Source organism: Gardnerella vaginalis, assembly GCF_001563665.1.
In the GTDB taxonomy this organism is placed as follows: Bacteria; Actinomycetota; Actinomycetes; order Actinomycetales; family Bifidobacteriaceae; genus Bifidobacterium; species Bifidobacterium vaginale_A.
Window position 1 is genome coordinate 1 of the sequence record NZ_KQ961866.1, and the last position, 15417, is coordinate 15417.

General features: G+C 37.9%; 10 protein-coding genes. All 10 read right to left on the reverse strand.

All coding sequences use genetic code 11. The features are described 5' to 3' along the window. Positions 1 to 80: 80 nt before the first annotated feature. The 10 genes from HMPREF3230_RS03415 to HMPREF3230_RS03455 all read right to left on the reverse strand — a co-directional run bounded on the left by HMPREF3230_RS03415 (position 81) and on the right by HMPREF3230_RS03455 (position 15291). Entirely contained in the window at positions 81 to 1079 is a 999-nt protein-coding gene (locus HMPREF3230_RS03415; RefSeq protein ID WP_075523563.1) for a lipid II:glycine glycyltransferase FemX, read from the reverse strand. Positions 1080 to 1233: 154 nt separating this feature from the next. Beyond that, positions 1234 to 2910 (reverse strand): energy-dependent translational throttle protein EttA, encoded by a 1677-nt coding sequence (gene ettA, locus HMPREF3230_RS03420; RefSeq protein ID WP_075523564.1) that lies wholly within the window; start codon positions 2908 to 2910, stop codon positions 1234 to 1236. 353 nt (positions 2911 to 3263) lie between these two features. After that, the gene (locus tag HMPREF3230_RS03425) at positions 3264 to 4916 is read right to left on the reverse strand and encodes a hypothetical protein (protein ID WP_075523565.1); all 1653 of its coding nucleotides are present in this window, start codon (positions 4914 to 4916) and stop codon (positions 3264 to 3266) included. 15 nt (positions 4917 to 4931) lie between these two features. After that, the gene (locus HMPREF3230_RS03430) at positions 4932 to 5858 is read right to left on the reverse strand and encodes an ABC transporter ATP-binding protein (RefSeq protein ID WP_075523566.1); all 927 of its coding nucleotides are present in this window, start codon (positions 5856 to 5858) and stop codon (positions 4932 to 4934) included. A gap of 477 nt (positions 5859 to 6335) precedes the next feature. Beyond that, positions 6336 to 7562 carry a glycosyltransferase family 2 protein gene (locus HMPREF3230_RS03435; RefSeq protein ID WP_075523567.1) on the reverse strand — a complete coding sequence of 409 codons (1227 nt, stop codon included), beginning with the start codon at positions 7560 to 7562 and terminating at the stop codon, positions 6336 to 6338. Further along, positions 7559 to 9415: an AI-2E family transporter gene (locus HMPREF3230_RS03440; protein ID WP_082266266.1), complete on the reverse strand. Its 1857-nt coding sequence runs from the start codon at positions 9413 to 9415 to the stop codon at positions 7559 to 7561. The genes HMPREF3230_RS03435 and HMPREF3230_RS03440 overlap by 4 nt, the downstream gene beginning before the upstream one ends. Before the next feature lie 168 nt (positions 9416 to 9583). Next, positions 9584 to 11020, reverse strand: a complete 1437-nt coding sequence (gene glnA, locus HMPREF3230_RS03445; protein ID WP_075523568.1) for a type I glutamate--ammonia ligase — start codon at positions 11018 to 11020, stop codon at positions 9584 to 9586. A gap of 234 nt (positions 11021 to 11254) precedes the next feature. Then, positions 11255 to 13021 carry a ribonuclease J gene (locus HMPREF3230_RS03450; protein ID WP_230955913.1) on the reverse strand — a complete coding sequence of 589 codons (1767 nt, stop codon included), beginning with the start codon at positions 13019 to 13021 and terminating at the stop codon, positions 11255 to 11257. 499 nt (positions 13022 to 13520) lie between these two features. Continuing rightward, positions 13521 to 13691, reverse strand: a complete 171-nt coding sequence (locus HMPREF3230_RS06400) for a hypothetical protein (RefSeq protein WP_155642894.1) — start codon at positions 13689 to 13691, stop codon at positions 13521 to 13523. A 178-nt stretch (positions 13692 to 13869) separates the two neighbouring features. Continuing rightward, the gene (locus HMPREF3230_RS03455; RefSeq protein WP_075523570.1) at positions 13870 to 15291 is read right to left on the reverse strand and encodes an MFS transporter; all 1422 of its coding nucleotides are present in this window, start codon (positions 15289 to 15291) and stop codon (positions 13870 to 13872) included. Positions 15292 to 15417 lie beyond the last annotated feature (126 nt).

The window sequence follows — 15417 nt, forward strand, 5'->3', positions numbered from 1 at the left end:
ATGAGAGAAACTCCGAGAGCTCAGCCACAACAAATAAGAGAATTCTATAAAACAAACTATAAAATAAATAACAAGTTCTGCTATCTACTTATGAATTTACTGTAAGCATCATCATCTAGCACAACATCCAATTCACCGATCCACATAGAAGGCTCATTAGACTTGCAGAATCCATACTTAAAGAAATAAAGCCCATCACTAATATCAAAAGAGTAAACTGCACCCATATTGAAATACTTCATGCCGAGTTCTTTACCCCATAGAATTAAATCCCAGATAGAAAGATACCCTGGGCTAACTTTGCCCTTCACACTCTCAGTGGCACCGTAAATATACCACATCATATCTTTGTAAGGAAAACCAATCATGCAAGAAATAGGTTCTCCTTCATACTCAGAAGTATAAATTCTAATATCTGGATATGCAGCTAATAACCTTTCAAAGTACTCTTTAGGTCTGTGCGTAATACCATGCCTATCTGCCATAATTTCTGTAAGCTTATAAAAAGTATCGATATCTTCTTGAGATCTTCCCCACCTGGAAGTAACACCAGCTTTTATTGAAGCACGTATATGTCTTCTAGTCATAGCGCTAAAGCCAGCCATTAAGTCTTCTTCAGACTTGCCTTCCATATTAAGAATCATATCGCAACGAGGATTAGAGAAAGAATGAGGATTTTCACCTTCACTTCTAAAAGTAAAACCTTCATCCCTATACTTTTTAACAAGATCTTGATCGTCTTTTACACAAGGATCCATTCTTAGAAGAAATGCATTATATTTTGCAAACAGAGGTTTTGCTTCATCAATAAGCTTTTTAGTAGTTTCAATATTATAAAAATCAGATACCGGACCTCTAGGAGCATAAAGAAACACTTTATTATCTACAGCTTTAATGCCAAGAACAGACATAGCTGCTGTAATTTTCCCATTCTCTTCAAGATAAACATACTCACTAATCCAATTGCTTTTAACTTTTGCCCACTGCATATCTTGAGTAGCGTATCCAAATGGAGAGTTTTTTACAAAATCCTCATATTCTTGAACTTTAGCAGAATCGTTTTTATCAAGTATTGGCATTTATTCTCCTTTTTAGTTCAATACGTGATTTTAATACACACATCGAATCAATTAAGCGCTAAGCAATATGATTTAATTTCACAATGCCTAGCGCATAAAACTTAAGATTTTATTGAAAAATCAAACAAATTATAACGATTGAAAATCAAAAAAGTTATCTAGTAAGCTTCCTATGCAAGCGATGCGGACGAGCAGCTTCCTCACCCAAGCGTGCAATCTTATTTTCTTCGTAAGCTTGGAAGTTACCTTCAAACCAATACCACTTAGCTGGATTATCGTCATCGCCTTCCCAAGCAAGAATATGCGTTGCAACACGGTCTAAGAACCAACGATCGTGAGAAACAACAACTGCACAACCAGGGAAATCAAGTAAAGCATTTTCTAAGCTTTCCAAAGTTTCAACATCCAAATCGTTAGTAGGCTCATCGAGAAGAAGTAAGTTTCCACCCTGCTTAAGCGTTAAAGCCAAGTTCAAACGATTACGTTCACCACCAGAAAGCACACCTGTAAGCTTCTGTTGATCCGAACCTTTAAATCCAAAGCTTGCAACGTATGCACGAGTAGGAATTTCAACGCCTGCAACTTCAATAAAATCAAGTCCGCCTGAAACAGCTTCCCACAAGTTCTTATTAGGATCCAATCCTGCACGATTCTGATCAACGTAAGAAATCTTCACAGTATCTCCAACTGTAAGCTCACCTCCAGAAAGTGGTTCTAAGCCAACAATCGTTTTGAAAAGCGTAGACTTTCCAACGCCGTTTGGACCAATCACGCCAACAATACCGTTACGAGGTAAAGTAAATGACAAGTCGTCAATAAGTACTCTATCGCCGAAAGCTTTGTGAATATGCTTTGCTTCCAAAACTTGTGAACCCAAACGTGGACCTGCTGGAATCTGAATCTCAGAGAAGTCAAGCTTCTTGGAATTACGTGCCTCTTGCTCCATCTGATCGTAACGTTCCAAACGAGCCTTGTTCTTAGCTTGGCGTGCCTTCGGCGAGCTACGAACCCAATCCAACTCATTCTTCAAACGTTTAGCAAGCTTAGCATCCTTAGCGCCTTGTATTTCCATACGCTTAGCTTTTGTTTCCAAATAAGTGGTGTAGTTACCTTTGTATGGGTAAAGCTGACCGCGATCCACCTCGCAAATCCATTCTGCTACGTTATCCATAAAGTAACGATCGTGCGTAACTGCAATAACAGCACCTTTATAGTTATGCAAGAACTGTTCAAGCCACAAAATAGACTCAGCATCTAAGTGATTCGTAGGCTCATCTAAAAGCAATAAATCAGGAGCTTCAAGAAGAAGCTTACACAATGCAACTCGACGTCTTTCACCACCAGAGCATACAGATACTGGAGAATCTGGATCAGGGCATTGCAAAGCATCCATTGCCTGCTCAAGCTGGGAATCCAAATCCCAACCGTTAGCAGCATCAATATCCGTTTGCAACTTTCCCATTTCTTCCATCAAAGCATCGAAATCAGCATCCGGATTAGCCATTTCTTCGCCAATTTGATTAAAGCGCGCCACTTTTTGCGCAATCTCACCAAACGCCATTTTAATGTTTTCGCCAACTGTTTTAGTTTCATCCAGCGGCGGCTCCTGTTGCAAAATTCCAACAGTGTAACCTGGAGTAATATAAGCCTCACCATTAGAAACATTCTCTAAGCCAGCCATAATTTTAAGCAGAGTAGATTTACCCATGCCATTAGGTCCAACTACACCAATTTTTGCACCTGGGAGGAAGCTTAAAGTAACATCGTCAAGAATTACGCGATCTCCATAAGACTTACGCGCTTTAATCATTTGATAAATAAACTCAGCCAAAGTAATATACCATCCTTAAAACGTTGGAATTCCAGCGTTTGCTACAGCTTTACGAAAAATATCGCTTTGAAGAAAGCGTACTAACTTCACGGTTGATTGTTCGCAAACTACTACAAAATCTACGCTAACAAACACCACAATTTACAAGTAAATTACGTGCAAATAAGTAAAATCGCAAGAAGCAGCAACAAAAGTACCGTTGGCTATTATCTCATGCGATAGATACATTAACACTCACAAATATTTAGTACATAAAAGCATTAACTATCAACAATCAACAAAATCAACAATACTTATTAAAAGCTGATTGTAATCAAAGCGATATCTATTAGCTTTTAGCAAATTATATAAACCTACGCAGTAATCGAGGCGAATCTGCGCAAGTTTTCTACAATGCGAATTATGCGCTTATCCATTACTTTGCCACTAATAATTACGCCAACAACCAGCACAATTGCGCCGTTCACTACGAACATAATGCTTGCAATCCACAAAAGATTCGGGTTAATAGCCAAAAACGCCATAGCTGCAGCAATAGATGGAATCATGCATACTGCAGCAAGAAGCATAAAACCTAATGGAGCAAAGGATCTAGCGCCAGCACTTCCTTGCGGCCTAGAAAATGGCTTTTCAATTGATGCCACAGGGTACATTGCAATGCACGAAGAAATTAAGCCTATGCCTATGGAAGCAAAAGCTACTCCGATTGGTGAAAGAATCTGGAACATAAACGCATTTACACTTTGTTGAATATTTGCTACAAAGAAGAGGAAAACGTAAAATCCTACTCCAAGAAGAACAAAATACACAACACAAATCACGGACCAAACTATTGAATGCGCTAATCGATCGTTCACGCCTTTTACGCCAATAATCGCGTGCATAGTAAAAGCTGTGCCATCGTATGCAATATTGTTTCCAACAACCATGCCAATCATCAAAGCAGCATACATAAGCCAGCCAGATACGCCTAAACCATCTGCCAAACTCTCAAAGCCTATGCCACCAGCAACACTTGCAGTTGGAACTATCAGCATAAAAAGAGGCATAAGAAGCAAAAATAGTTGGCGCATATCTCTTCTCATAACGCTAATAATTCGCGCAATAATCGCACCGACTGTGTTGTCTGGAACTGCTGCAAATAAGCCAATTCCCTTAGTTTTAACAACTGTTTTTTGTTCACTGCGCAGTAGCTTAGGTTCTAATTTTGCACAAAATACAGAGATTGCAAAGCAAGCAGCAATTGTTACAACGCAAATAAGGAAGCGAGTAGCAAGGGCAAGCCAATTTCCATTAATAGCATCGAGCGGCAAAGCCATAGCTGCACTTAATGGCGTAAAAGCAGATACAGAGCACAAACTTGAGCTGATCAAAATTTTATTTGGTGAACTACCATGCCCGTTCATTGATGCAACAAAAATCATGTACGCTATAAAAATAGCAAAGTAAAAAATGTTTCTTGAATGCTTGTTTATTAAAATAGTGTCTAAAAGTTCAATAAGCATTTTGCTTAAAGACACGATTGTTGCAACGTAAAGCGGAGCTGCGATTACGCTTACTAAAACTGGCACAATTCCAAAGCTTCGGTACGCTAAAGACCACAAAACAAGCGCGATTGTGCTGCTTATAGAAAGCGCTCCAAAAAGAGAGCCAAGAAGCATACCAGCTTGCTGCTTTACGTAAGGAATACCGTAAAGCGCAAAACTACGCGACTTTAGTGTTGTGTCACTTCCAAACATAAACAAGTTTACGAACAGCGTAAAAATTGACACAATAGACGCAACCATTATTGGAAGAGCTTGGAATTCCTGCCAATCTTTAGTATCTGGAAGCATCCCTGGATCAAGATACTTTCCTGCTTCCCAGCCAGCAAAACCAAGAGCGCATATAATAGCAAGCCCAAAAACAATGACTATACCAAAGCCGATTTTTTGCCAAATCGACTTTCTCATAACAGAAAAAGTAAGCGCCCAGCGAAGGCGAACCATTGTAAAAATCATAGACATTATGGCTCTCCTTATTTAAGCGTTGAAATTGGTCGAAGATGCAGAAGATTCAGGAGATACAGAAGGCGCAGAAGATGCAGGAGCGTTATTAGACTTGCCACCATTAAGCCAATCAATGCGCGCAGCCGCGTGACGTCCGCCAACAAGCTCCATGAATCGATCTTCAAGATCTTTGCCTTGAGCAACTTCCGCAAGAGTGCCAGCAGCTGCAACATGACCTTCGTTAATAATCGCCACGTGCGAGCACATTTTTTCAACTAATTCCATAACGTGCGAAGAAATAATCACCGTTCCGCCAGTAGAAACATACTCGGCTAAAATATCCTTCAAATTCGCGCTAGAAACAGGGTCTACTGCTTCAAAAGGCTCATCGAGCACAAGCACTCGAGGGCTATGAATCATTGCTGTTGCAAGGCAAATCTTCTTAGTCATACCAGTCGAATAGTCAGAAACAATAGTGTTTGCAGCTTCTGTTAAGTCAAAAGCTGAAAGCAAGTCATTTGCGCGCTTTACGGATTCCGCGCGACTCATATCGCGAAGCATGCCAGCGTAAGTTAAAAGCTGAAGTCCGGTAATCGTCTTAAAAATCTCGTCAGCTTGAGGCATTAAACCGATTGCGCGCTTAGCACTATTTACGTCACTCCAAACGTCATTGCCAAAAATCGAAGCCGAGCCAGAATCTGGCATAAGCAAGCCCGTAAGCATCTTAATCGTAGTAGTTTTACCAGCACCATTAGGACCAACTAAGCCGTAGAAAGACCCTGCTGGAATGCTCAACGAAAGATTATCTACAGCAACTTTCTTGCCAAAAGTCTTAACAAATCCGCGAATAGAAACCGCTGGAACTTCTGCACTATTATCACTCAAATCACTCGAATAAGTGTTTGCACCAAAAACTGGAACACTGCCAGACATATTTGCAGATGGAACAGAATCTACCATAGAAACCTCGCAATATACATATAAACGCACGCATTGCGCCACATTATTGCACAATCGCACGTTTACACCAAGGCTTCCATTATCTCATATCTTGCGTATAAACACACTACGAATTCGTTAGATTCGTCTCGTGCTTGAGACATTTGTAACGCTTTTTGGCTGATTTTAGTTATATTTGTCTCACTAGTGAGGCATTTGTAACGCTTTTATCCTAAACTCGTTATATTTGCATCATTGATGAGACAAATCTAACGAATCTGAGACAAAACGAAAAGGCAGGTCATCGTTAGCGCAGATTAGCTGCGCTATTCCTCGCGGCTATTAGTAGCTGCTCGGCTGATTTGGCATGTAAAGTCCACTGGACTTTACATTTGAGCCAAATCACGCTTTGAAGGAGCTTGAAATGCGTTATGCAATTTCAAGCTCAGTCAAAGCGCTTCTCGCGCTACGCTCCAAGCGCTCCGGCAGATTGGCGCACTAATGTCCAGTGTGATGAATTGGCTTCCATTCACTTTTAGAGAAAACAGCTTGGAATGAAATCGGTACGTATGAAAGCATAAAGATTGGGAAACTTAGAGCATACGCGAACAACTCTTTACTAGTTGCTCCAAGCTTACGATGCTCTACAATAACAGTAAGCGAAACGAAAATCATCATACCAATAACACTGCTAAAAGTAGTGATAATGAAATTACTAACTGCTTCAACCTGACTCATCCAAGTCACGAATCCGCATGCAGCAAATATGAATCCTAAAATAAGTCGAATAATTGCAAGTACCATGAACGGGCAAAGAACAAGCGAAAAATCAACTGACGAAAAATCGCGCTCTTGAATACCGTGCTTTATTAAAGCAGAACCATAATATCTAAATACTTGCAAAAAGCCTTTACTCCAGCGCAATCTCTGACGCCAACTTTGACTAAACGACACAGGTTGCTCGTCATAAAGCACAGCTGAACCACAATATCCAACGCGATCCCCATGAAGAATAGAATCCATTGTAAATTCAAGATCTTCCGTAAGAAGGTGGAACTTCCATCCACGGTTTCTATGCATAATCTCGCGAGAGAACATAAAACCAGTACCGCCAACATGGCAACTAGAGCCAAAAAGCATACGAGAATTATTAGTAAATCGCGATTCTCGTATAAACCATAATGCAGAACCAGAAGACACCCAATTATCTGAAAGATTAACTGAATTTCTATAACTTGTAAGTATTTGGAATCCAGCATGGAATCCTTTATTCATCTCTTCAAAGTAATGCTTATCTAAACGATTATCTGCATCGAACACAAAATAAGCGTCATATATTTGATCTTTTCCTTTTTCCATAATGTGATCAAGAAGGAAACTCAAAGCATATCCCTTACCAATATGCTTTTTATCAAATCTTTCTAACACATTACATCCAAGATCTCTGCCTACTTTAGCAGTGTTATCAGTACAATTATCTGCAACTAACCAAATATCTATAAAATCTTGATTGTATGTCTGCTCTTTAATTGAATTTATAAGATTGCCTATTACAGCTTCCTCATTACGAGCAGAAATCAATACAGCATAATGCTTATCCATAGGAGCATCTGGAAATTCAATTGGTTTTGCAACAAGCGAAGCTACAGCACATACAGCTTGATACAGCACATTCGCTACGCCAATTAGTATAACGAGTACGTCAAAAACAGATAATAATATCATTTCTTCCAGTTGCTCCGTGGATTGTTATGTGTAATATTTTTAACACTATCGCAAAAAGTAGATTTTTTAGCACGAGAACCGCTTATTTTACGAGAAGAATTTACTCCTGAACTATCTACAGGCGATTCGGTTTCTTCCATGTTGTCAATAGATGCATCGCCATTACTTTCATTATCACTTTCGCAACTACTCTCGTTATTATCTTCTCTACTATTTGAATCATCATTATTGTCACCAGCTACATCATCGTTATTGCTTACTTTATTGCCTACACAATTATTTACTTCATCATTAATTGTATTGCTAACTCTATTAAGCATTTCTCGAGATATTACCATCGTAGATAATTCAACATCGTTAGAATCAACACTTTCATTAGAGTTTAGAAGATTTGACGAATTTGAATTTATATCATCTACAGATACAGAATTTTCTTCACTATTACCAGCACTACCAGAATTACCAGCACTACCAGAATTACCAGCATTACCAGCATTATTATACGTTATCGAATCATTACTAGAATCGTAAGCTTGCTTATACCAATAAAGCAAATCGTCATTCATAGTCACACGAGAAGTAGATCCTTTAAGCACGCGAGATACACTATCTCGAACAGGTTTAACTATGTTGTTTCCAATAGCTTCAGCACCTGTAACAACGATCGTTTTACGATCAGGCTTAGGATCTTGCATCAAAGGAGAATCAATAATCTCATATCTTTTCGTATAAACTTTGAAAATCGACTGAAGACTTGCACTAATAGGTAAAGCTAAGAAAGCTCCTAACGCGCCAAAAATTGCACCAAAAACTAAAACGGAAAGAAAAGCTATTGCAGGATTCAAATCCATAGTTTTTTCTGAAATTTTAGGAGAAATTACCATATTTTCAATCTGCTGATAGATTGTTACAAAAACTAAAGTAGCTAAAGCAGTACCAAATCCATTCGAACTCCAAGCGAATATAATTGGCAAAGCTCCACCTAAATACGTACCTATAGTTGGAACAAATTGTGAAACAATTCCACAGAATAACGAAAGCGGCAACCAATACGGAACTTTCATACAGATAAGAAATATTGCAGTTCCAACAGCATTTATTAGCGCAAGTATAATTCTTGAAAAAAGAAAACTCGAAATCTGTTCTTGAACAATCGACCAAATAAACACAAAACGACGCTGAGATTTAGGATTCAACCAGCAGCACAAACTACGGCGCATCTTAGGACCTGCAGCAGAAATATAATATGTGACCATAACTATAGTGAGTAAATCAAGCAAACTTGTAAACAAGCCCCAAGTAGTGTTAAGAGCAAAACCACCGAAATCAACAACCCATGAAGTTTGTATATTTTTCAATACTTCTACTATTAGTTGCTCAATATTAGGAAGTCTTACATGTGTTACATTTAATACTACTTTCGCAACTTGCTCATAAAGCTTAGGAAAACCACTAACCATAGAAATAGCCTGCTGCACAAACAAATTCCCAAAAAGACCTAAAAGTAAGCCAGCAGATACTATTAAACTGAATAATGTAACGCCTGCAGCAGCACCGCGTTTCCAACCATGTTTTACCAATTTAATTACTAGCGGTTCCATAGCTAGTGCAATGAACATTGAAACTACAACATCGAACACAACAAACGATATATTTGCCCACGCAAACCATATAAAAATAGCTATAAACGCAAATATTACAACATATAAAAGCGCACGAGATAGCCAATCAGGAGGTCTTCTATCATCGCCTTTTACAGGAAACAGCGATGCTAAATCTAGTTTCTCACTACTAGCGTTTTGACCGCCACAATGATTTAGACGATTATCCAAATAAGATTTGCTATTACTCATAGGCTCTATTGTAATGGAATACACTATTTTGACCTAGCTAGACACGACCTAGCTAGACACGAATTATTAAAAGACTTCTTAATATTTTTAATAAATGCAATAAAAATAAGCGTGCTAAAAAGCAAATTCTACTTTTCTAGCACGCTTAAAATCAAAATTTATATAAAATCAGATGTGGAAGTAAAGCTCATACTCGAGAGGAGTTGGAGCTAAACGAGCCAAATCCATTTCACCATGCTTTAAATCAAGCCAAGTATCAATTAAATCACTTGTGAACACATCACCTTGTTGCAAGAAGTCATGATCTTCTTCCAAAGCTTGCAAAGCTTCACCAAGCGAAGAAGGAACTTGTTTAATACCTTCATGTTCTTCAGGAGGTAACTCATACAAATCTTTGTCGATTGGAGCTGGTGGCTCAATATGATTCATAATTCCATCTAAACCTGCCATAAGCTGTGCTGAGAAGGCTAAGAATGGATTGCAAGAAGGATCTGGAGCACGGAATTCAATGCGCTTAGCTGAAGGAGCTGTACCAGCTAGTGGAATTCGGATTGCAGCAGAACGATTACGAGCTGAGTAAACCAAATTCACAGGAGCTTCGTATCCTGGAACCAAACGGTGATAAGAGTTCAATGAAGGGTTAGTAAACGCTAACACAGAAGAAGCATGCTTAATTAAGCCTCCAATATACCAACGAGCAATATCTGAAAGTTGAGCATAACCTGTTTCAGAGTAGAAAAGCGGCTTACCATCTTTCCACAAAGACTGATGGCAGTGCATTCCAGTACCATTATCTCCTGCAATTGGTTTTGGCATAAAGGTTGCAGCTTTACCAGCTAATGCAGCAGTTTCATGAACAACATACTTATACTTCATCAAATCATCGCCAGCATGCACAAGCGTGTTATAACGATAGTTGATTTCTTGCTGCCCTGCACCGCCAACTTCGTGGTGAGATCTTTCAAGAATCAAGCCAACTTTTTGCAAATTGGCTACCATATCATCTCTCAAATCCTGATTGTGATCAATTGGTGGAACTGGGAAGTATCCGCGCTTGACGCGATTCTTAAATCCAATATTGTTACTTCCGTCATCTTCCGTATCAACTCCAGAATTCCAAGGAGCTTCGTTAGAATCAACTTCATAGAATGAGCATTGCATATCGTTAGCAAAACGCACTTTATCGAATATAAAGAATTCAGCTTCAGGTGCAAAACTTGCTGTATCTGCAATACCTGTTGATTTCAAATATGCTTCAGCTTTGAGAGCAACTTGACGAGGATCGCGCGAATATGGCTCATTCGTAACAGGATCAACAATCGAAAAAGCAACATTCAAAGTCTTATGCTTACGAAAAGGATCAATATAAGCAGTATCAACATCTGGGACTAAGTTCATATCAGATTCGTTAATAGCTTGGAATCCTTGCATTGAAGATCCATCAAAAGGCATACCGTCTGTGAAAGCCCCATGCAAGAATTCGCTAGCTGGAACAGTGAAATGCTGCTGTACGCCAATCAAATCAGTAAATCGCACGGATACGTATTCAATGCCTTCTTTTTTAATCAAAGCCTCGGCATCTTCTTTAGTTTGCAAAGTGGTCATGCCACAATCCTTTCATAAAATAGTCATTAAATAGTTTAGATGCCTGTACTATATTTTTGATTTCAACAACTCTACTATCACGTTACTTTTTTGTTTCATATTCCTGAAAATTTATTTTTATGTAATTTTTTATGTAATTTTTTACGCAATTTTTATTCTTATTTTTTTAACTTTACGTAACTTTGGTTTTATTACATGCATTTACATATAGGAATTATTAACAAACTATTTTATTTACTTAAGAAAATTATCTTTACAATCTTCTGACGCAACATCTGCAACAACAGGAACTATCATTGGCTTCCTACGCAAAGCGCGCGCAATCCAACCTCCAAGAACTCGTCTCATAATTTGTTGCAACTTATAAGTATCGCGCTCTCCATGAATCATAGCATCTTCTAATTGTTGAACTATTTGATGACGAATCTTTTCAAAATCAGACTCATCCTCAGCCATAGCATTAACAAAAATCTTTGGCCCGCTTACAACATCACTTTTGTTAGTATCTACTACAACAAAACTAGAAACAAAGCCTTCTGTACCAAGAATCCTACGCTTTTCAAGCTCTTCGTCTGTAAGCTCACCTACAGAATCGCCGTCAACATAAACATAACCGCATGGAACTGAACCAACTACAGCAGCGTTTCCATGATATAAATCAACCACGTCACCGTCTTCAGCTAGAACAACATTTTGCGGATCAACACCAGTTTTAACAGCAATCAAACCATTTGCAACTAAATGTCTATGTTCTCCGTGAATTGGCATAGCACACTTCGGTTTAACAATGTTATACAAATAAAGCAACTCACCTTCATTACAATGACCAGAAACATGAATTGCAGCATTATCTTTGTTAATAACACGAGCGCCCATCTGCACAAGTTTGTTAATAACCTTATAAACTTCATGCTCATTACCAGGTATAAGCGAACTTGCAAGAATTACAGTATCAAATTCATTAACTGTAATATCTCTATGGCTTCCGTCTGCAATTCGCCCAAGAGCAGCCATAGGCTCACCTTGAGAGCCTGTACACATGTAAACAAGCTTATCGTCTTGAATATCTTTAGCCTGTTTCAAATCAACAACAGTATTTTCCGGAATATGCAAATAGCCTAAATCTGCTGCAATAGACATATTACGAACCATAGAACGGCCAACAAAAACAACTTTTCTGCCGAATTTATGTGCAGCATCAACTACTTGTTGCACTCTATGAACATGGCTTGAGAAGCTTGCAACAATAATTTTTCGAGTAGCTTCAGAAAAAGCACGATCCAAAGCTGGTCCAATAGTAGTTTCAGGTTTAACAAATCCTGGAACTTCAGCATTCGTAGAATCAGCCATAAGCAAGTCAATACCTTGCTCACCTAAACGTCCAAACTCAACTAAATCAGTAATACGGTGATCTAGTGGGAGCTGATCCAGCTTAATATCACCAGTATCAATAATCGTACCGGCAGGAGTTTTAACACATACAGCAAGAGCATCTGGTATAGAATGCGTTACAGTAATAAATTCCAAATTAAAAGGTCCAATTTTAATTTTTTCTCGACCTTCAACTTGAATCATCTTAGGTTCTATTTTATGTTCATTGCATTTAGCTTCAACAAAAGCTAGAGTCAGCTTTGAACCAATCAATGTGATATCTGGACGCATTTTAAGCAAATATGGCACACCACCAATATGATCTTCATGACCATGCGTTAATACCAATGCTTCTACTTTATCTAAGCGATTTTGAATATAGTGAAAATCAGGTAGGATTAAATCAACACCAGGCTGCTCTTCTTCAGGGAACAAAACACCACAATCTATTAGCAGAATATGGCCGTTATACTCTATAACGTTCATATTGCGACCAATTTCACCGAGTCCGCCTAATGGAACAATTCGCATAGAACCTTTACGATATTTTGGCGGAGCAATTAAAGAGCCTTCACGCTGATCGTTTACAACAGGAGGAAGAATATTAGCTCGAGATGTTTTACTTTGCATACGCAATTTATTTTTATTGGATTTAGCACTTTCACTTTGCATAGATTTTTTATCTTTTTTCACTAACTTACTCGCATTTTTCTTATTTTTTGTCTTATTGCTTTCTTTCACAATTTGCGATTCAAGCTCAGCAACTGCTTTATTAGCTAATTCATCAACTTTAGCCTTACCAGTCGCAAATAAATCATTTACAGATGATTGCTCATCTGAAAGCATATAAGATTTCAATTGATTTTCTCACTTATCACTAAATGAAAATCCACATTATTTCTAGCTATCCAAAAGCAAATCGCCAAAACAAGTTTCCAACTCATAACCTTTTAACAACAAATCATGGCTTAAATTTTTGCATCATAACACTCACACACGCAATATTTACTAGAAATAAATAACTATTTTATAAAAAGTAAATAATTCTAAACGAGCGCTTCGTTAATGGATCAGCTCTATAAAACGTTATAAATTCCGGATTAACAAAAATATTGTATTAAGAACAAAACTAATGGCGATTTTTGAACCAGATTTCAACTCCAATACCAATAGCAACTATAACAATAGCGAAAATAAAAATACCAATAACTGCAGCTCCAGTTGTAACTAATGAAGACTGACCAGTTGAAAAGTTCGCTGCCGACAAAACCTGATCCACTAAATTATTATGCTCAAACATAATATACCCCCTGTTTATAAAACAGTATCAAATCCATTAAATCACACACATATGCTCACAATTAACAAATATATATTTTGCGTGTGAACATATTCAAGCATGAATCTACACTTACATCTAATTATAAGCACAAATCAAATTTTGTTGCCCCAGATATTACAATGATTCCACAAAATTATTATTTTTGTTTTCTTCGCTTAAGAATTATCACAATAAACCATCCAAGAACAGCAAATGGAATAGCTACAAGAGTTGCAATCCAAGGAACAGACATTCCAACGTGTATATTCCAAGTATCAATAACCCAGCCAGCAACCATAGAACCGAGCGATGAACCGACAGCAGAAGCCGTAGGAAGCCATGAAAGACCTTCTGTAAGAGAATATTCTGGAATCGTTGCTTTAACAATCAAATTTGCTGTGGCAAAAATTGGAGATACGCATAATCCTGAAAGAACTTCAAAAATACTCAACACTAGCAAACGATCTAAATTGATACACATAAGAATGTATCCGAGAGTAAGCAAAGCTAGGAACACTATTAAATGAGACCAATTCGATCCGCGGAATTTATGAGATCCAAAAATCATCGCACCTACAAGCGAGCCACAAGCGAATAACGCAAGCTGCAAACCGATATGATCTTCTAAACCTTGAGATTTCAATGCTGCTGTAACAGAAAGATCGAAAGCACTAAAGCTCATGTTAAAAATCAAGAACATAACAAGTAACGGTATAATTCCTCTATAAAGCAATACGTTCTTAGTTTTTCTATTAGATTTAGAAGTATGTAATTGTTTTAAGCTCAATTTATCTATTAAACTGTTATTTTTACTATTAGCGTTCGCACTAGAATTGTCAATGGACGCAGCATTTCGAACATTATCAGGATTTGCATAAACATCTTTAACAGCTTCTCTTACATCTTCATCATATGAAGAAGCAGATTCTATTTGCACAACTTCCATAACAGTAGGCTGAGTATTACGCAAAGAAAAGAACCAAGAACCGCCGATCCCACTAGCTAGAACTGGAATAAATAATTGAGATACAGGATGTACAGAAGTAGCTAACCACGCAGAAAGAATAGGTCCAAAAATAAAAACTATTTCATCAATTCCTGATTCAAGTGCATATGCAACATTAAGTAAAGAATCATCCTTTTCTGAGCGCAATGTATATGCCCATCGAGTACGAACAAGAGCACCAAACGCGAATTGCGTAACACCCATAACAATTGCGAGCGCAAATAATAGCGTTAAAGGCACATGGAATAGAACTGCAATAGCAAATCCTAACATAGCAATGATTTGTACAGAAAGTGCTATTGTTCCAATCTTCTTTTGACCAAATCTATCAAAAAGTTTTGCATAAAGCGGTGTTACTGCAGCTTGAGCTAACACATATGATGCTGCCATAGCTCCAGCAACAGTCCAATTTTTATAAAGATTGTTTATAGCTAGGACTATTCCTAAACCCATCATTGACATCGGCAATCTCGCAAGAGCGCCAGATATACAGAACGACTTAACACCTTTATGCGCAAAAAGGCGCGCGTATTGTGTAGCCGCTGTAGGCTTCTTTTGCAATGATGACGACATACATTAAACTCCCAATATCAACTAAAATTGTTTTATGTTTTCAAATTAAATAATCAAGTAATTAAATAATTAAATAATCGAATACACTTTATTATTTTTATATTTTTCTATAACTTGTTTTATTTT